Source organism: Gemmata obscuriglobus (assembly GCF_008065095.1).
In the GTDB taxonomy this organism is placed as follows: Bacteria; Planctomycetota; Planctomycetia; order Gemmatales; family Gemmataceae; genus Gemmata; species Gemmata obscuriglobus.
Window position 1 is genome coordinate 5,854,889 of the sequence record NZ_CP042911.1, and the last position, 18,921, is coordinate 5,873,809.

Annotated in this window: 10 protein-coding genes and 1 CRISPR repeat array; of the genes, 2 read left to right on the forward strand and 8 right to left on the reverse strand. The window is 65.7% G+C overall.

From position 1 onward, the window contains the following. Positions 1-45 precede the first annotated feature (45 nt). From GobsT_RS24450 to GobsT_RS38110, 3 genes are all read right to left on the reverse strand, one after another. Entirely contained in the window at positions 46-2,709 is a 2,664-nt protein-coding gene (locus GobsT_RS24450) for an FkbM family methyltransferase (protein WP_010037300.1), read from the reverse strand. Positions 2,710-3,549: 840 nt separating this feature from the next. After that, positions 3,550-3,984, reverse strand: coding sequence for a PIN domain-containing protein (locus tag GobsT_RS24455; RefSeq protein WP_010037297.1), 435 nt, complete (start codon positions 3,982-3,984; stop codon positions 3,550-3,552). Between the two features lie 7 nt (positions 3,985-3,991). Then, a complete protein-coding gene (locus GobsT_RS38110) occupies positions 3,992-4,336 on the reverse strand; it encodes an excisionase family DNA-binding protein (RefSeq protein WP_010037295.1) in 345 nt (114 codons plus the stop codon). Between the two features lies 1 nt (position 4,337). Between GobsT_RS38110 and GobsT_RS38115 the strand changes: the two genes are divergently transcribed. Both GobsT_RS38115 and GobsT_RS24465 read left to right on the forward strand, forming a co-directional pair. Then, positions 4,338-4,529: a hypothetical protein gene (locus GobsT_RS38115; RefSeq protein ID WP_010037292.1), complete on the forward strand. Its 192-nt coding sequence runs from the start codon at positions 4,338-4,340 to the stop codon at positions 4,527-4,529. 720 nt (positions 4,530-5,249) lie between these two features. After that, positions 5,250-5,771, forward strand: a complete 522-nt coding sequence (locus tag GobsT_RS24465; RefSeq protein ID WP_010037290.1) for a DUF3050 domain-containing protein — start codon at positions 5,250-5,252, stop codon at positions 5,769-5,771. Between the two features lie 131 nt (positions 5,772-5,902). Continuing rightward, a CRISPR array of direct repeats spans positions 5,903-13,262; the repeat unit is 36 nt; unit sequence GTGCTCAACGCCTCACGGCGTCACTGAAGTCTGCAC. A 262-nt stretch (positions 13,263-13,524) separates the two neighbouring features. On the opposite strand, the gene cas2 is transcribed toward GobsT_RS24465, so the two are convergent. The 5 genes from cas2 to cmx8 are packed head-to-tail and all read right to left on the reverse strand — an operon-like array spanning position 13,525 to position 18,920. Continuing rightward, entirely contained in the window at positions 13,525-13,824 is a 300-nt protein-coding gene (gene cas2 / locus GobsT_RS24470) for a CRISPR-associated endonuclease Cas2 (protein WP_010033577.1), read from the reverse strand. A 9-nt stretch (positions 13,825-13,833) separates the two neighbouring features. Next, complete coding sequence (locus GobsT_RS24475) at positions 13,834-15,495, reverse strand: type I-MYXAN CRISPR-associated endonuclease Cas4/Cas1 (protein ID WP_010033576.1); 1,662 nt, start codon at positions 15,493-15,495, stop codon at positions 13,834-13,836. 15 nt (positions 15,496-15,510) lie between these two features. Further along, positions 15,511-16,272: a type I-MYXAN CRISPR-associated protein Cas5/Cmx5/DevS gene (cas5, locus tag GobsT_RS24480; protein ID WP_071529222.1), complete on the reverse strand. Its 762-nt coding sequence runs from the start codon at positions 16,270-16,272 to the stop codon at positions 15,511-15,513. After that, entirely contained in the window at positions 16,272-17,186 is a 915-nt protein-coding gene (locus tag GobsT_RS24485) for a fruiting body developmental protein (RefSeq protein ID WP_010033572.1), read from the reverse strand. The genes cas5 and GobsT_RS24485 overlap by 1 nt, the downstream gene beginning before the upstream one ends. A 21-nt stretch (positions 17,187-17,207) precedes the next feature. Continuing rightward, a complete protein-coding gene (cmx8, locus tag GobsT_RS24490) occupies positions 17,208-18,920 on the reverse strand; it encodes a type I-MYXAN CRISPR-associated protein Cmx8 (RefSeq protein WP_081471411.1) in 1,713 nt (570 codons plus the stop codon). Position 18,921: the final 1 nt, after the last annotated feature.

Here is an 18,921-nt window from a genome sequence, read left to right on the forward strand (position 1 = left end):
GAAATTGTAATATTTCACACGTTATGTACAAATGAAACTCATCCACTATAGGCTGTTGCCTAATTGCGCGACAGCCGAGAGGAAGGCGGCCCACTGCGGGGCCACCACGTCCGGGTGCCAGGTCCGCTCGGCGACCGCCCGAGCACGGGTCGCGGCCGTCGCGTACGCGGCCGGGTCGTCCCACAGCCGCTCGATCGCCGCCACCCACTCGGCCACCTCGTCCGCGGCCGGCGTGGCCCGGGTTTCGGGCGTGTACCGGGCCGGGATCTCCAGCCGCACGCCCCCGGCGTCCAGGATCTCGCCCAGCCCCCCGCGCCCGGACCCGAGCACCGGGATCCCGTTGGCCAGGGCTTCGACGGCCACGCGGGTCAGCGCCTCTTGCACCAGGGACGGGACCAGGACCAGCCGGGCGCGCCGGTAGAACCGTCGCGGGTCCGGGGTGTTCCGCATCCGCAGCAGGGTCCCGGCCCCGCCCAGCTCGAGCCCGCACCGGGCTAGCCAGTCGATGGTGCCCCGGCCCTCCACGACGAGGACCGGGATGTCGGGTCGGGTGCGGCCCAGCACCTCGGCGACGCGGGCGAACCAGAACACGCCCTTGGCCGGCTCCGGGTTCACGAACGTCACGTACTTCGGGGCCACCTCCTCGCACCGGAACCGGTCCCAGTTCCACGGCCCCGGGAGGACCACCGGGGCCACGCCCAGCGCCCGGTAGTGGTCCCGGCTGAACGCCGACGGCACCACCACCGCGGCGCACCCGCGGAACGCGTCGGCGGACGTGTACGCGAGGTTGTGGAGCCAGAATACCGGCGCCGCGCCGGCCGCCCGGGCGAGCGCCGGGACCGCCCCGCTGGCCGCGTCCCCGCCGTAGTGCAGCACCACGTCCGGGCGGAACCGCTCCACCGCCGCGCCCAGCCGGGCCGCGAACGCGCGGGCCTCAGCCGGACTCGGGTGCCGCCGCGCCGCCGGCGGGTCCGGGGCGAACACGGTCACCGGGTACCCGCCGGGCGCGTCGTACCGGTACTCGGTGAACGTACACCCGTCGGCGGAGCCGGCGGCGACGATCGTTCCCGGGCGGGCGCGGAGCCGGTCGCCCACGGGCGCGCCGGCGGCGTCCAGGTGCGGGCCGGTGAACACCGCGCACGCCCACCCGCGGGCGGTCAGCAGGTCGAACAGGTCGTGGGTGCACAGGGCCGCGCCGCTGGTCGGGTCGTCGAAGCAGTGGTACGACGCGAACAGCACCCGCGGCGGGCCGGTGCGGGCCGCCCGCGCGAGCGGGGCCATCCCCTGAGCCAGATCCGCCCGCACCAGCGTGAGCACGTCTCCCGCCGCCGTGTGGGGCGCCGCCCGCACCGGCACGTGCCCGGCGGTCAGTTCGCCGATCCGGCGGCGCAACGCGTCGGTGTGGCACGCGACCAGCAGCACCTTAACCCGGCCGAGGCGGGGGCCGAGCCGCTCCAGGATGTCGGCCTCGGCGCCCGGGGCGCTCACCTTGAGCACGTCTACCTCGCCGAGCCCCAACTCGTCCCACGCGGCGGCCGCGTCCCGCACCGGCACCGGCACCCGGCCCGCTGGTCGCGGCACTCGCTCGGACACGGTCGAGTGCCCGGCCCCGGAGCTGGGGTCCAACAGCAACTCGGCGGTCCCGTCCGCGGCCCCGAGCGCGACCGGGTGCACCATCACCCCCGGCCACCCGGCCGTGTTCCACCGCAGCAACTCGATGTGCGGGGCGTGCGGCTCGAAACAGTGCACCGTCACGCGGGCGCCCCAGGCCAGCACCGCGTAGGCGGCGAACGCGCCGCAGTGAGCCCCGACGTCCACCACCACCGGCGGGTCCGCCAGGGCTGCGGCTGGCACCCCGGCGTATGCGCCGCGGGCGAAGATCCGGTCCGCCACCCCGGCGTCCCGGTCCGGCACCCGGAGCGTGTGCGCGGTGCCGTTGCAGCGCACCTCAAGAGTCGCGATCGGCGGCTCGGTGCGCGGGGCCGGGGCTTGCGTGCGCCACGGCAGCCGTGCGGGGGCCGGGCGCGGCACCACCGGGTCCGGCGGACTGGCCCCGTACGCGCCTTCGGCGCGGACGTGGCACCGCCCGCTCGTCTCGGGGGCGAACACGAACACCGCCCCGGCGGTCGCGAACCGGCGCCACAACTCGCTGTCCGGCTCGCGCAAGAGCCGCACGTCGAACCCGCCGGTGTGGTCGGTCACCGCCCGGCGGTGCGCCACCCCGAGGGGCACCGCGATGTGCTCCCGGAACAGCCGGTCGTGGAACGGGGCCGGGTCGTGCGTGTGCGTCCGGCCGAACCACGGGTGCCCGGGCCGCTCCTCCACCAGTTCGTACCGGAACACCAGCACGTCGGCGTCGGCCCCGGCGCGGGCGGCGACGTGCGCCAGGTACTGCGGGTCGAACTCGTCGTCCGGGTCCAGGTACACCACCCACGCGCCCCGCGCCCGGGCGAGCGCGGCGTTGCGGGCGGCCGACACCCCGCCGCTGGCCGGGAGCCGATGCACCCGCACGCGGGCGTCCGCGGCCGCCACCGCCTCGGCGACCGCCGCCGACCCGTCCGTGGACCCGTCGTCCACCACCACGCACTCCCAGTCGCCCCGCGTCTGCGCCCGCACCGAGGCCAGCGCGCGATCGATCCGGCCCGCCCCGTTGAACAGGGGCACCACGACCGTAACGAACGGATTACCAGACGGGGCGTCAGGGCGCATCGGAACCTAACTCGGAACAAGTACGAGACAAACCGTGAGCCCCGACTGCGGTAGCACAGCGAGGTGAGCGTGGCTGCACAGCGAGACTGTGGTACTACCCGCGGCGACCGGCCGCGGGCGCCGGTCGCGTGTGCGCGACAACGGAGGGGAAGAGGGTATGGTGAAGAGGGTGGGCGGGGCGTTTCAACCGGGCGTCCTCAAAAGGGCACACCTTGAGCAGACGATCCGCCGTCCGCAACAGACCAGTGCCGAATCAACAGGATTGTTTTAACGCAGCCGATATTCCCACATGCGGCGCGAATTGTCAACGAAGGAGCACAACTTTTCTTTGCCTTTTACCGTTCCCACGATCGGGCTTGAGCTTGCGTCTTCATTCGGCACTTATCGGGTGCTTGTGCGTGGATCTATTTTGTTTCCACAGGCGGCGCGGCCGCCCCCGGGCGCTCCCGGCCCGGTCGGGCTTGCACTGCTCGTGTGCCGCCCCGCCCCGCGCGCAGCCGTCCGCTCCGCCGCGTGCTCCTTTCGAGACGAACCATTTGAGCGAAGCAGGATTCGGCCAGTCATCCGATCACCAAGCACCGATCACGAGCTCCTCTCCGCAAGAAGCATCACGCACTGCGAAAGCAGCGGATGGATGGCCCTGTGAACTACGAGCCGGCAATGAGCAGGTGCGCGAGCGCGTGCCGCTCGGCTGAGGTCAGTTGGCTGGCCAACGTCAGCAGTGCCGCGATCAAAGGCGAGTTGATGCCCTCTAAAATTGCAGAAGGTGGGCTGGTGCAAGCATTGGTGCAAGCGGTCTGCGTATTTGCAGACTTGCCTAGATTTCCAGCCGATTCGTTGTTAGTCCGATTGGTTCAGGCTCAACTGGTGGTCGATGAACACGTCCGGGTAATGGGCTTCGATTCCGAACGGGGAACGGCGCTCGGGCGGGAAGTCCTTGAGGTTGAGCATTACGATCACGTCCACCCGCCCGCGGATCGTGGCGGCCAGGACCTGCCGGTCGTCTGGGTCCGGGAGTTCGAGACCGTCGATCAGGTCTTCGTACCGGAGATGAGGCAGTCGGGCGCCGCGGCATCCATCAACTGCCGCGTGCGTTCGAGCTTCTCGCGGGTTAGGTCGGTTCGCTGCTTCCAGCAGGCTCCGCGTCCATTCCTCGTGGATGCGCTCCGTCCACCGCGCGCGGAACATTTTCGCCTCCGCGCGCGACATGAGGAAGTCGCGGAGCGGGGCGAGGTGCAGGACACAGGTGTCGTAAAGGGCCGTAAAGTTGGACACCGGGCACTTACCCCATTCCGAGTTCTTCTCCCTCTTCGGCCAGCGCGTCGAGCGCCTGCCGCCGCTTCTCATCCGCGACCCGAGAGTATGCCATGAGGTCGTGGAACTTGATTCGTCGGTGGGTGCCGACCATGTGATAGGACGGTTCGTCGCGCTCCAGCAGTTTCACGAGGTACCGGCGCGACACGTTCAGCAGGTCTGCAGCCTGTTGCGTAGTCAACTCGGCGTGCAGCGGTATGATAGTGCCCGCGTCGCCGCGGGCCATCGCGTTGAGGATGTCAGTGAACAGCCGGAACGCGGCCATCGACACTGCCACCACGTCGCCCGGTTTCCCGTTCTCCTGAACGGCCACTTTGCCCGTCGGTTTCGCGCGGTCGAGTATCGCCGCGGACATCATTGAGCAACTGGCCGCAGACCCGAACGCGACGGTGCGCGTGACGATCGAGATCTCGGCCGATTTCCCCGCCGGAGTGAGCGACGCGTTAAAGCGGATTGTGAGCGAGAACGCCAACAGCTTGGGGTTCCACCCCAAGGAGTGGGAATAGGGCAGTGGACGCGCGCAGCCACCGGCGGGTACGAGAATCATAAAAGTTCAGGTGCCGACCGCACTTGCGGTTGGCTCGTGCGAGTGTTGTGCGGCGGCCAACTGGCCAAACGAACGGATGCGAGGGCGTTCCTACCGAGCGACTCGTTTTCGGCGCAGTGGCCGTTTGTGGTGGTCTGCGTGCCACGGCATGGTCCGGCTCGGTCTCCTCAACGAGAGCGGGCGGGCGAACGCACCGAACAGCTCCGAGTGGCGAGGATGCTGTGAATTTGTTCGAGGAGCCGTTCTTCACCTTCCGGTTCGCCGACGACCGGCGCATCCCACGCTTCCACCTGGAGGGCGTAGAGGTCGGCCGGCGGGTGTCGGTTTACCAGATTAACCCCGGCACCGGCGGGCCAGGACATCCCGGATGCGGGCGGCGAGGGGTTCATCAAACGCCATCGGCAGCCCTCTCGGTCGAGGTGCTTTTCTTCAGGAGGTACGCACGTCGCTGGCCGGGCGTTCTCCGGCACACGTTTGCGGGGGGGCCGACACGACCGGCTCGCCCTTCGCCCCATTCTACCCTTACTCATCCGTTTCTCGGCGAGTGGGACGGACAAGTTAAAGGAAGGTACAATAACGGGGCCGTAGTCGTGCGGTGACTCCGACACCGGCTGTCACTTCGCTTGCGCCGGCTCGCACCCGACTTGTCCGTTGCCCCTCTCGAAAGAGAAACATCACGGTGGACGGAATCCAACGGATTCAAGAGCGTATCCGGCCGCTCAAGGCGGCGCTCCTGAACCATCCCGTTTACCGGGAAATCGACCGGCTGGACTCGCTGCGCCTGTTCATGGAGCACCACGCCTTCGGCGTGTGGGACTTCATGTCCTTGCTCAAGGCGCTCCAACGGCGGCTCTGCTGCACCGATGTGCCGTGGCTCCCCGCCGCCGACCCGCTCGGCTGTCGGCTCGTCAACGAGATCGTGCTGGCTGAGGAGAGCGACGACGACGGGCGGGGCGGGTTCGTCAGCCACTTCGAGTTGTACCACCGGGCGATGACCCGCTGCCAAGCCCGCACCGCCCTGATCGACGGCTTCCTGGCCGAACTGCGACGGGGCAAGTCCGTGTCCGCAGCCCTGGGATCGCCGAGCGTCCCCGAATGCGTCCGCCAGTTCGTCGGGCTGACGTTCCAGATCATTGATGACGGGGACATGTGCGCCATCGCCTCGGCGTTCACGTTCGGTCGGGAAGACCTGCTATCGTAGCCACAGGGGGGGGGCAGGAAATCATCCCGCCAACTCACGGGGCGCTAAACAAGTACTTGCGCGTTGCGTTGATTTCTTCACGCATTGTGGTCTGCACAACGCGTGAAGAAATCAACGCAACGCGCAATAGGGTGCTCAACGCCTCACGGCGTCACTGAAGCCTGCACCGGGCTGAGACCGGCTCGGCGGGGCCGTCGCGGTCAGTGCTCAACGCCTCACGGCGTCACTGAAGTCTGCACCGTGCCCGTCGGACTGCATCAGCCCTTCGAATAGCCGTGCTCAACGCCTCACGGCGTCACTGAAGTCTGCACCGTCACGCCCGCGCCCTCCGTTGACCCACCGCCGCGTGCTCAACGCCTCACGGCGTCACTGAAGTCTGCACATGATCGAAGGTGCCGTTTCCAGCCACGGGCAGGAGTGCTCAACGCCTCACGGCGTCACTGAAGTCTGCACAAGGATGTGGAGAGGAAACACCCGGCACGAGACGAGTGCTCAACGCCTCACGGCGTCACTGAAGTCTGCACAACGGCGGGGGCGATCAGACTCCGGCACAGGGTTCGGTGCTCAACGCCTCACGGCGTCACTGAAGTCTGCACACCGGAGTTGGTGTGGGACCACCCGCACCTCAAGTTGTGCTCAACGCCTCACGGCGTCACTGAAGTCTGCACGACCCGCCGCAGCTCGTCTCGCTCGGCGCCGCGGGGTGCTCAACGCCTCACGGCGTCACTGAAGTCTGCACAGCACCGACTCCGGACCGACCGCCGGGTCCGCCTCGGGTGCTCAACGCCTCACGGCGTCACTGAAGTCTGCACATCGGGGTTTGTGTGCCCGCTATGATTCGCTGCTTGTGCTCAACGCCTCACGGCGTCACTGAAGTCTGCACCTTTGTGGTCAACTCGTCCAGAATGGCCGCCTGCATGTGCTCAACGCCTCACGGCGTCACTGAAGTCTGCACAGGGCGTCAGCACCGCCGTGCTGAAGGCCAAGTCGCACTACGACGCCATGTGCTCAACGCCTCACGGCGTCACTGAAGTCTGCACGGCGTGCGGCGGGTCGTTGCGGTCGAACTCGGAATGTGCTCAACGCCTCACGGCGTCACTGAAGTCTGCACACCTCAATTCGCACTTCCCATTTCACGTCTGATCTAGTGCTCAACGCCTCACGGCGTCACTGAAGTCTGCACCCCCTCGGCCCGCGCCTGCCGGGCCTTCGCCACCAGTGCTCAACGCCTCACGGCGTCACTGAAGTCTGCACAACGTCAGCCGGACGGCAGTTATCGTCAAGTGGAAGGTGCTCAACGCCTCACGGCGTCACTGAAGTCTGCACGACGAGGAGGAAGAGCCGCGAGAGCCCGAAGAAGACGAGTGCTCAACGCCTCACGGCGTCACTGAAGTCTGCACCGGATCGGCTGCTGTCGATGGGGTCCGGTGTGCCGTGCTCAACGCCTCACGGCGTCACTGAAGTCTGCACTCCAGGGCCGCGCGTACGCGGGCCGCTTCGGCTGTGTGCTCAACGCCTCACGGCGTCACTGAAGTCTGCACCCGCTCGCCCCGGGTGAGCGATTCGCGGTCGCGGGCGTGCTCAACGCCTCACGGCGTCACTGAAGTCTGCACGTCGGGCTTCACCTCGCAGTGCCCCACCTGCCAGTCGTGCTCAACGCCTCACGGCGTCACTGAAGTCTGCACACGAACATGCCGTAGTACTCGTTCACCACCCGCTGGTGCTCAACGCCTCACGGCGTCACTGAAGTCTGCACACGGCGCCAGCGCGCGGATCTGCTTCGCCGAGCGAAGGTGCTCAACGCCTCACGGCGTCACTGAAGTCTGCACAGGGGCAGGGCGATGACCGGGTGGTAGCCCGCGTCGTGCTCAACGCCTCACGGCGTCACTGAAGTCTGCACGGCGATGAGCGGGGCCACGATGCGGGCGATCATGCCGTGCTCAACGCCTCACGGCGTCACTGAAGTCTGCACGCGACCGACCCGTACCAGGGCACCTACGACCTCCAGTTGTGCTCAACGCCTCACGGCGTCACTGAAGTCTGCACCCCGTACAACGACCCGCTCGACCGCGACATGACGCGTGCTCAACGCCTCACGGCGTCACTGAAGTCTGCACACTTCGTACCGGGCTCCATCGGGAACATGGCCCGGTGCTCAACGCCTCACGGCGTCACTGAAGTCTGCACGTGCCGACCCGGAACCCGTCGACCCACAGCACCGTGTGCTCAACGCCTCACGGCGTCACTGAAGTCTGCACCACAGGTGCCCCCGGATACCCGGCCGGGGGGACGGAGTGCTCAACGCCTCACGGCGTCACTGAAGTCTGCACACTCGTCGTCGCGCGAGTACAAACCGGCCCCCGCGTGCTCAACGCCTCACGGCGTCACTGAAGTCTGCACGCAGTGGTACTTTCGCTCGTCCTTGAATACGAAGGTGCTCAACGCCTCACGGCGTCACTGAAGTCTGCACATCGGGGCATGCCTCCCGCAACGTCCGCAACGTGGCAGTGCTCAACGCCTCACGGCGTCACTGAAGTCTGCACACCACCGCGGCGAAGTCGAGTTTCGCGAGCCGCTCGTGCTCAACGCCTCACGGCGTCACTGAAGTCTGCACAGGACTGCCGCGGTGGTGTGAGGTTTGGCCGGGCGAGCGTGCTCAACGCCTCACGGCGTCACTGAAGTCTGCACCCTGCCCCCGCTCGTACCGGTCCGCCATCACTGCGTGCTCAACGCCTCACGGCGTCACTGAAGTCTGCACGCCGCGGGCTTGCCCTCGCGGTCTGATATTACGGTGTGCTCAACGCCTCACGGCGTCACTGAAGTCTGCACTGCCCCAGCGGAACACGTACCACTGCGGTGCGCTGTGCTCAACGCCTCACGGCGTCACTGAAGTCTGCACGTCTCCGCGCTCGCCCTGGCGATGCGGCATTTGGGGTGCTCAACGCCTCACGGCGTCACTGAAGTCTGCACTCCGGACGGTATGCCGTTGTTGCCGTTCAGGCACAGGTGCTCAACGCCTCACGGCGTCACTGAAGTCTGCACATCAGGTCGAGGTTAGTGTGAAATCGAACGGGTATGTGCTCAACGCCTCACGGCGTCACTGAAGTCTGCACAGGGGAGCCCTCTTATCCTCGGTCCACTTGGCTATGTGCTCAACGCCTCACGGCGTCACTGAAGTCTGCACACCAACCGCCACCCAAGCCCACCGATTGTAGTCCCGGTGCTCAACGCCTCACGGCGTCACTGAAGTCTGCACACCAGAGAGCCTCGTTGTCAGGTGGATCGGGAGCAGTGCTCAACGCCTCACGGCGTCACTGAAGTCTGCACACATCAACAATCTACCTAAGTGGGCTCAGGCTATGTGCTCAACGCCTCACGGCGTCACTGAAGTCTGCACACGGTGCCAACGGTTCCGCCGCCCTCCGCTCTCGCGTGCTCAACGCCTCACGGCGTCACTGAAGTCTGCACGCGCGCAGTCGCCCCCGGACCCGTTTGCGCGGGCCACGTGCTCAACGCCTCACGGCGTCACTGAAGTCTGCACCACCGCGGCCAGGATCGATTCCAGCTCGGCGACACGTGCTCAACGCCTCACGGCGTCACTGAAGTCTGCACACCAGGGTAGCGGCGTTGCGTCCGCGTCTCGTGGGTGTGCTCAACGCCTCACGGCGTCACTGAAGTCTGCACATTCGCGTCCGACCGCCGCTCGACCCGTCAGGCGTGCTCAACGCCTCACGGCGTCACTGAAGTCTGCACCCGCGCCCGCGCCCGCGTCAGTCTCGCGCCCGCTTGGTGCTCAACGCCTCACGGCGTCACTGAAGTCTGCACGTTGCGTTCCCGATAGTACCGAGCCACGGCCTCGTCGTGCTCAACGCCTCACGGCGTCACTGAAGTCTGCACCCGACATATTCGGCGTAGCAAGGAAAGCATTTTGTGCTCAACGCCTCACGGCGTCACTGAAGTCTGCACGTCCACCACTCCCACACGTTCTCCCGCTCGGTGGCGCTGTGCTCAACGCCTCACGGCGTCACTGAAGTCTGCACCGGGGCACACTGGCGGACGAGCAGCCGGCCTACCGGTGCTCAACGCCTCACGGCGTCACTGAAGTCTGCACTGCGGTGCCGCGCGATCTTCTCCGCGAAGAACCCCGGGTGCTCAACGCCTCACGGCGTCACTGAAGTCTGCACGGCCTCGCCCAGAGCGGGGTGACGCTGGCGGCGCTGTAGTGCTCAACGCCTCACGGCGTCACTGAAGTCTGCACTGCACCGGCTCACGCACCGTCCGTTGGCGCTGGTGTGCTCAACGCCTCACGGCGTCACTGAAGTCTGCACGTCGTGTTTGGGCCGCAGCGTGCTCCAGAACGGGTGTGCTCAACGCCTCACGGCGTCACTGAAGTCTGCACCTGGTTTCGCCCGGGCCGGGCTGTGACGTGCTTCTAGTCTTTGGGCCGTGCTCAACGCCTCACGGCGTCACTGAAGTCTGCACTGGGCGACCGGCCGCGTTCCCCGGGCGGGGCAGAGGTGCTCAACGCCTCACGGCGTCACTGAAGTCTGCACACCTGCGGACGCCACGCTGCTCAGGTCCACAATCAGTGCTCAACGCCTCACGGCGTCACTGAAGTCTGCACCCGCACCCGCTTCAGGGTTAGACTGGAGTACCGCGCGTGCTCAACGCCTCACGGCGTCACTGAAGTCTGCACGAGCACACAATTTGTACGCGCTTCCGCCGCGCACAGTGCTCAACGCCTCACGGCGTCACTGAAGTCTGCACCGCCGCGGTGCGAGAGCCACAACAGCAGGCCCCAGTGCTCAACGCCTCACGGCGTCACTGAAGTCTGCACCGACGAGGGCGTGCCCCGCATCCTGTTCCGGGACGGGTGCTCAACGCCTCACGGCGTCACTGAAGTCTGCACACCCCACGCCCCACTCCACCGTTTAGCCAACTCAGGCCGTGCTCAACGCCTCACGGCGTCACTGAAGTCTGCACGCGCGTTCGCGGTGCCGGCGCCGCTCGACCAGTTGTGCTCAACGCCTCACGGCGTCACTGAAGTCTGCACGATCTCGACCGTGTTCCAGACCCGGATGTTCGACGCGTGCTCAACGCCTCACGGCGTCACTGAAGTCTGCACGGTCCACAGCACCCAAGATTCCACCTACGGGGTCACGTGCTCAACGCCTCACGGCGTCACTGAAGTCTGCACATCAAATCTTCGAAGTTGCAACCAAGAACAAGTGGAGTGCTCAACGCCTCACGGCGTCACTGAAGTCTGCACACCCTAATCTTCATTTTCGGCAACCAGTCAGATATGTGCTCAACGCCTCACGGCGTCACTGAAGTCTGCACGGCAAGGACACGACCCAGTTCCAGGCGTGGATAAGTGCTCAACGCCTCACGGCGTCACTGAAGTCTGCACGATCGTTCAGGGTGATGGGTCGTCCGAGCCGGGCTTGGTGCTCAACGCCTCACGGCGTCACTGAAGTCTGCACACGACCGGGATGGGCAGGGGCTTGCGGATGTTGTTGTGCTCAACGCCTCACGGCGTCACTGAAGTCTGCACAATATCTTGGCTGCTCGGAGTGCTGGGACTATTACGTGCTCAACGCCTCACGGCGTCACTGAAGTCTGCACCGGCCGACCGCGTGGGCGCTGGCCGTGGCGAAGTGGGTGCTCAACGCCTCACGGCGTCACTGAAGTCTGCACCCGGATAGCGGTCGGGCCAAAGCGATTTGGTGCATGTGCTCAACGCCTCACGGCGTCACTGAAGTCTGCACAGCGCGACTTCGCCAAGTACGAGAGCCGGCCCGTGTGCTCAACGCCTCACGGCGTCACTGAAGTCTGCACCGCGGAGCCCCTGCGCGCGGTTCCGGTCGGTGCCGAGTGCTCAACGCCTCACGGCGTCACTGAAGTCTGCACACCGTCGAGGACGAGGACGGGGCGCCGTCCTACCCGAAGTGCTCAACGCCTCACGGCGTCACTGAAGTCTGCACCGGTACGACATCCCCTGTTCTGCGCGGCCATACAAGTGCTCAACGCCTCACGGCGTCACTGAAGTCTGCACCGCGCCGTCCGCCCAGATGTCTTGCGTGGTCGTGGTGTGCTCAACGCCTCACGGCGTCACTGAAGTCTGCACAGGCACACGCGATGCACGAGGACACCGCAGAGGAGGTGCTCAACGCCTCACGGCGTCACTGAAGTCTGCACGCGCCCATCACACGGGTAATGTGCTGCTTGAACGCAGGTGCTCAACGCCTCACGGCGTCACTGAAGTCTGCACACCTTCGACTTTGAGCCCCGTGCCCGCAAGCCCCGGAAGTGCTCAACGCCTCACGGCGTCACTGAAGTCTGCACGCGGGGCCTTCGGTGGTGACGATTGATACCCAGTTACTGTGCTCAACGCCTCACGGCGTCACTGAAGTCTGCACAACCGGGTGGCGAGCTTGGCGGACGTGATCGGGAAGTGCTCAACGCCTCACGGCGTCACTGAAGTCTGCACGTGCGTCACTGGGCGACGTGGCGCCGGTCGCGGCCGTGCTCAACGCCTCACGGCGTCACTGAAGTCTGCACGGGTCCGACAGCGGGTCCGGGTACAAGGGCCGGCTGTGCTCAACGCCTCACGGCGTCACTGAAGTCTGCACACGTTACGCACGTGAGTAGCTTGCCCTTCACGTTGTGCTCAACGCCTCACGGCGTCACTGAAGTCTGCACACGGCTCTGCGGGGCCGATGCCGCACGCTGTACAGGTGTGCTCAACGCCTCACGGCGTCACTGAAGTCTGCACGTATGCGAGTTGGGCGTTCCGGGCACGGACCCGGAGTGCTCAACGCCTCACGGCGTCACTGAAGTCTGCACCTTGTGTTCTGGGCGCACACAGCGTCGGCGCGCCGCAGTGCTCAACGCCTCACGGCGTCACTGAAGTCTGCACGTTCTGATCGGCGGCGCACTTCCGACCCCGCTCGAGTGCTCAACGCCTCACGGCGTCACTGAAGTCTGCACACACGACCAGCGGGGCTGACGCCACCGCCGTGGAGGGGTGCTCAACGCCTCACGGCGTCACTGAAGTCTGCACAGGTCAGCCAAGTCGAAGCGGCCGAACAACTCGGCGTGCTCAACGCCTCACGGCGTCACTGAAGTCTGCACGCTCGGGTTCGTGACGCAGTTCGAGGCCGGCACCAAGTGCTCAACGCCTCACGGCGTCACTGAAGTCTGCACATCCCCGGCACGGTGAGTGTGGTCGCGGCGGTGTGGTGCTCAACGCCTCACGGCGTCACTGAAGTCTGCACACCACGGCCGACGTGCCCGCGATCGTGAAGACGGCGTGCTCAACGCCTCACGGCGTCACTGAAGTCTGCACGCGCAGGTCGATGACGACCTGCGCTGTTTCCAAGTGTGCTCAACGCCTCACGGCGTCACTGAAGTCTGCACGGGGTGAAGCGACAGGGCCGCAGTCGGGAGCGTCTTGTGCTCAACGCCTCACGGCGTCACTGAAGTCTGCACCGCTCACTTACCGAAATGCTCAAAATCGGCCGCGCCGGGCAACCGTTTTCACGCACCACACCGCTCCGATCGTGACCGCACGACCGACACCAACCACGCGCGGCACGCTTCACACGGATTTTAAGGCCCAGACGGCCGTCAAGCACCCCGGCGAGTTGTCAAAGAGCGTTAAACCCAGACCGCAACTCAGGTTTGGATCGGTCCCATGATGGAACCCGGCACACACACGCGGGTGCGTGATTCGGTTCTATTGGCCTCGCGCTCACACGATCCGGTGCCGCGGCGGCTCCGCGGTCCACTCCGGCGGGCGGTCCGACCCGTGGATGCCCACGATCCCGTCCACGCTGGCCTGCGGCAGCGGGATCAGCATCACCTCGTCCTCGGACGCGAGCAACTGCGTCAGCTCCCAGCGGAGCCGCTCCACCTGCGTCTGGCTCATCCAGCAGCGGAACACCGAGTACTGGACCCGCTCCCCGTACCCCTCCATGTGCCGGGCGCACTTCCGCAGCCGCTTCGGGTCGCGCACATCGTAACACACCAGCCACCATTTAGTATCGGCCATCGGCGCGCCTCAGCGGAGCCGGGAGCGGGCGAACAGCCCCGGCTCGCCGGTCCACTCCTTCTCCAGCAGCCGGGCCTCCAGCTCGATCGTCCGCGCGTAGCTCAGCGAGTAGTTCAGCACCGGGTGCTTCCACGTCTCTTGCATCCGGTCCTCGAACAGCCCGATCGCCTTCTTGCGCCCCGGCTCCGACAGCCACACCTTGGCCCGCGTCACCTCGAAGTCCGCCGCCGCGTCCCACTGACCGCGGTTGAGCGACCCCACCAGCGGCATGTCCCACACCGTGACCCGGAACAAATCCAACAGGTCCAGCACCAGCGGGTAGGCCGCGCTCCGCGGGGTGTGGAAGAAGCCGAGCGCCGGCTCCAGCCCGCTCGCCAGGACCGCGCGCATGACCGCCGTGTGGAGCAGCCCGTACCCGTAGCTCAGTAGCGCGTTGAACCGGTCCACCGGCGGCCGACGGGAGCGCGACGCCGCCCGCAGCTCCTCCGGCACCTGCGGCCCCAGCACCGACCGCAGCGCCGCGAAGTACTCCACCGCCGCCGCGCCCTCCAGACCGCGGACCGTCTCCGCCTCGGCGGCCCCCGGGATCCGGCCCAGCAGCGGCTGGATGGCGTTCAGGTGCGGTTGCGCCTGCTCCCGCAGCGCCGGGTCGCCGCGCGTGGCGCGGAGCAAGTACCGGTACTGCCCTTCGACCTTGGCCGACGCGAGGTGCTTGATGAGCCGCAAGCACGTCGCCGGGTCGGTCAGCGCCTTGTACTGGCGCACCCGCCGCTGCACCTGACCGGCGGTCGGCACCGTGCTGGCCGTGTGGTGCCCGGAGACCGACAGCCAGTGGACCCCGACCCCGTGTTCGACGCACTTGCGGATCGCCTGCGTGGAGATCTGCGTGAACCCGTGGAGCAGCACCGTCTCGACGCCGCGGATCGCGTGCTTGGCCTCCGGCCCCTCGCGCGGCTTGACGACGATCGAGTCGCCGCTCACCCCCACCGCCGTCCCCTGGCTCACGACGTGCAGCGTGGCGCCGTCCCGGTCCTGCGGGAACAGCCGCCGCGGCTCGCGCTCGGGCTCGCGGTCCTGGCGCACCTCCTCGGGTAGGCAGACCGGCGCTAGCGAGCACTTCTCGCACAGACGCGCGTTCTCGGTGATCGCCGGGCGCTCCACCGACTCGCGCAGCGCCCGGGCGTCGGCCAGCGCGGCGGACAGGTCGGCCCGCGCCCGGTCGTCAACGGGCACCCGCACGGTCACGTTGGCCGCGTGGTAGCGGATGCGGCCCTCGGGCACGGGCTGGCCGAAGGCGTCCTCGATCAGCGCCGCGTAGGCGACGACCTGGAGCCGGTCCGACGGCCACGCCTCGGCCGCGCCGTCGGCGCCGCGGGCGGGCCGGCCGCGCTTGTGCTCGTAGGGCAGGTGCGACCCGTCGCGCCGGCGCAGGCAGTCGACCTTGCCGAACAGCCCGAGCCGCTCGCTGGCCAGCTCGACCGACACCGCCGCGCCGTCCTCGTCGGCCTCCAGGGCGGCGTGCAGGTGCCGCCCGGCGAACACGCGGTGGTCGGCAACGCGGATCTCCTCGACCTCTTCGAGGTAGAACAGCCGGCGGCAGTACGCCAGCGCGTGCAGGGCCATGACCCGCACCGGCGGCGCGTGCGAGTCCAGAACGGGCAGCGGAATCATGGGCGTCACTCCGGATCAGGGTGGATTGATTTCTGTCCAGGCGTTCGGCGGGATGTCAGATGAAGCGGAATTCGTCGGGGCGTAAAGGTCCGAACGGGTAAGCGATGTGTCAGTTCGGTCGATCCAAACTGTTAGACGAGATGCGCGGGGGCGCACGCTCTCTCCAACAGAAGCCAATCGCTCGTACCAATGGGTAGCTGGGGGCGCGTCGAGCAAGTCGATGCGATCGGGCAGGAAAGAATTGTCACCAAGAAACGGAAGACCGTAACGGCCCGAAACCGAGGCTCCCTCCACACCATGTCGGACCCGCTGTTCCAGTTCCGGCGAGCTGTCCAGAGCGATCACCGCGCGGAGGCCCACCAGCACCTCACGTCGGACCGGTGAAATGTTGTACTTGTTCCCGAACGTCGCCTCAGCCCGCTCACCACCGGACGAGCCAACCGGGTAGTTGTGTAACTGCTGGTAGATTGTTTGCACTCGGGGGTACGGTTCCTCCCCTTCGTCGAGCGAAACCGGCCGACCGCGCCGGAGCTTGACCGCAGATGCCCCGAGCGCGAGTTTCGCCGCCGGCAGTCCCGACCGCGTAACGGTCGCCGGTACGCCCGCTTTGGTCGGGTAGCTCGCTTCTTCTTCACGCAACCGCATCTCGATTCCCGCGAGGTTCAGAAGCAACCCGTAGGCCGCCGACGGAGTGAGAAACGTCGCAGTCGGACGGTACCAACCGGCGGTAAACGTGCGGCAGACCGCGAACGGAGCCTCAACGTACAGCAAGAGCATTACTTGCCTCCCAAGAACCGATCAGCCACCGTCGCGAGTAGGTGCCGTGGGTCGCGGTCGAGCGTCACGCCGCGTTCAGCGAGCTTCTGCGCGTCACCGTCTGTCATCTCTTTCACAATCTTGCCGCCGACGAAGAACTCCTCACCGGGGTAATCCGGGGACGGATCGTGGAGAATCCCACCGATCACTTCGGGGAACTTGCCGTCCGCGGTGAACCCGTAGGTCTGATACCCGGCGACGAGTTGAGGGCTGAGACGCACAACGATGCTGGCCGGGGCCATCTCGTAGTAACTGCGCGCGTGATTCCCCGCCACATCCGACAACTCACCGATGGCCTTCAGCAGCGCCCGAACCCAATCCGGTTTGGCCTTACAATCCTCACCGCTGAGTGCGAACGGGTATTGGAACGCGGTGTGCGCCGTCTCACGGTGCAGCAGCGCCGACGTCTCGGCGTTCTTGTACGCACTGTCTTTGACGGACAGCGGCGACTGCGTAAATACTGCGTTGAAGCGGTACGGCTCCAAAGCCTTCGCGAGGTTCATCCGCAACACCGAGTCGCGTTTGAAAGTGAAGTCTTCACGATTCACCTCTTTGCGGATCCTCTCGCGGTCCTTCCCGCTTGCCGCGACCAGATACCCAAACAGAAAATCGTCGGCGTACCTGTCCGGATTCGGGTACTCTTTGAAGCGCACCGCGAGTTGGTCCTCATCGTTAAGGCGCTCACGGTTGCAGGGGAGCTTGTAGCTCCCGGCCAGAATCTCACGGAGGGCGTTGCGCATCGCCTCCGGGGAAATGATCGGATAGTCGAACCGACCGTCAGTGATCTTCTGGATGACGGTGCGGTTCAGTTCCGACTCGCCGCGGTAGTTGGCGCTCGGGGCCGGGTACGTCAGCACGGTAGCGAACAAGTTCATCGGGCGTCTCCAGTAATGCGGTTAAGAGTTTGCAGACAAGGCGAGGAGTGTAAGGGCTTTGATCGAATCTGTTTTGTTCGGGTCGTTCAGCGCCGTAGCGAAAACCTGGAAATCGCTGGTTTTCTTGTCGAAGTACGTGCCTGCTGAGCAAATCACTTCGGAGAAATACTTCACGAAATCCTGGTCACGCCGGGAGCGCGCGGCGAGAAACGCCTCGGCTGCGATATCCCGTTTTTTGTCATAAACCTTCTTCTGCTCGTCCTTGCCGAGCGCGCTCAACTTAGTCTTCTTGTCGATGTTGCATTTCGCTTTTGCCTTCCCCAGCAAGTAGCTCTTAATGACCTGTTCAACAAGCAGTTCGAGAGGTTTCGGGGGTTGGACACTATCGCCCACGGCCATCTCCAGTGTCTGGGTAAAGAGGGTTGTCAGGTGTCGGAATTTCTTAGACGCATCGCTCGCGAATTGGGGCGGCCCCTTCTCGTCGTCCTTACGCGGTTGCCGGATAAAGACGCCGGCGTCGAAGGTTACGAAGGAACGGCCGAACGGCTGGTACCATGACTCGCCGTCGAGCAGAGCGAGTAATAGGCCGCGGCGGAACAGGGAGTTGCGATAGTGAGGCGCCGTGCCCGTAGGGCGCACGATCGCCCGATATCCGACGAGCAACCGCTGGTCAGGGGCAACCCGCCCTGCGGCCATCAGTTTGACGTTGTTTCCCGCTTTGACAAGGTGAAGGTACTCGACTGCGCCGATTGAAAAGCGTAACTTTCCGGCCTCGATCTCAAGCCGCGTTAGAACGGCGAGGTCTTCGAGGAACGCCAACGCCCCTTCCGCGGGAAGGTCTATTACAGCCTGTGCCGGACGATACCCACGCACCTCCGCGCTCAGCCCTGTAAGCAGCTTCGGGTACTCGGTCACGAACTCGCAAAGGTCCGATACGTCGGGCACAGCGACGGTGTAACTGGATGCAGGAAGATTCGTGGATCCATCGCGCTCGATTTCCTGTGGGACGTACAGCAAGGCCGTCAGCGGCCAGAAGTGGAGGAGCAGGTTCTCTTCTGCACGACCCTCGAACGGCACCGCCTCAGCGTTCACCGCCTGCGCGCCGGGGAACAACGCGCTCGACAGCGCAGCCGTGTGGAATTCCTTTTTCGTTCGCGCTTTGTGAACCTTCAATAGCTCCGACCAAGCGTTCGGCCCCTCCTTACACGGCTTGCCCGACGCGCGTTGGTTAAACGGCTCACGCGTCGTGGGCCGCCCCCGGGGGATGTTCCAGAGCATATCCCGCCACAGCTTCCGCCAAATCTCCTTGTCGCCGTCAAACACGTTGTCAAAAAACGCGCCCTTCGGCTGAACCTGGTCGTATATAAAGCGCTTCGTCCGTGTCTTCTTACCGTCGACTTCTTCCTCAACCGTCTCTTCGCGTTTGACCTCGGCGCCTTGCCACTTAGACTTCACGGCGACCTCGACTTCACGGGCGTCGTACAGGTCGTCCATCAACTTCTGGAGCAGAGGCTCGGTGAAGGTAACAGTCACCTCGGTCGCAGCTACGGTACATTTCGTTTCTTCGGCCGTAAGAGCCCGCCGCTGCTTCAAAGACTCAATGAGCAAAACCAACCCCGCTAGCCCAGCCTTATGAAACGCAGTCGGCAGCACCGACAGGTCGTAGCGCACCTCGACCTCAGATGGGTCGCCTGACTTTGACTTTGGCGTGGGCGGTTGTTTCGTCTTCGCCATG

Excerpts from the sequence above, each read along its gene's own strand:
- GobsT_RS24450 (WP_010037300.1), bottom strand. The coding sequence starts at position 2,709 with ATGCGCCCTGACGCCCCGTCTGGTAATCCGTTCGTTACGGTCGTGGTG.
- cas5 (WP_071529222.1), bottom strand. The coding sequence starts at position 16,272 with ATGCTCTTGCTGTACGTTGAGGCTCCGTTCGCGGTCTGCCGCACGTTT.
- cas2 (WP_010033577.1), bottom strand. The coding sequence starts at position 13,824 with ATGGCCGATACTAAATGGTGGCTGGTGTGTTACGATGTGCGCGACCCG.
- cmx8 (WP_081471411.1), bottom strand. The coding sequence starts at position 18,920 with ATGGCGAAGACGAAACAACCGCCCACGCCAAAGTCAAAGTCAGGCGAC.
- GobsT_RS24475 (WP_010033576.1), bottom strand. The coding sequence starts at position 15,495 with ATGATTCCGCTGCCCGTTCTGGACTCGCACGCGCCGCCGGTGCGGGTC.
- GobsT_RS24485 (WP_010033572.1), bottom strand. The coding sequence starts at position 17,186 with ATGAACTTGTTCGCTACCGTGCTGACGTACCCGGCCCCGAGCGCCAAC.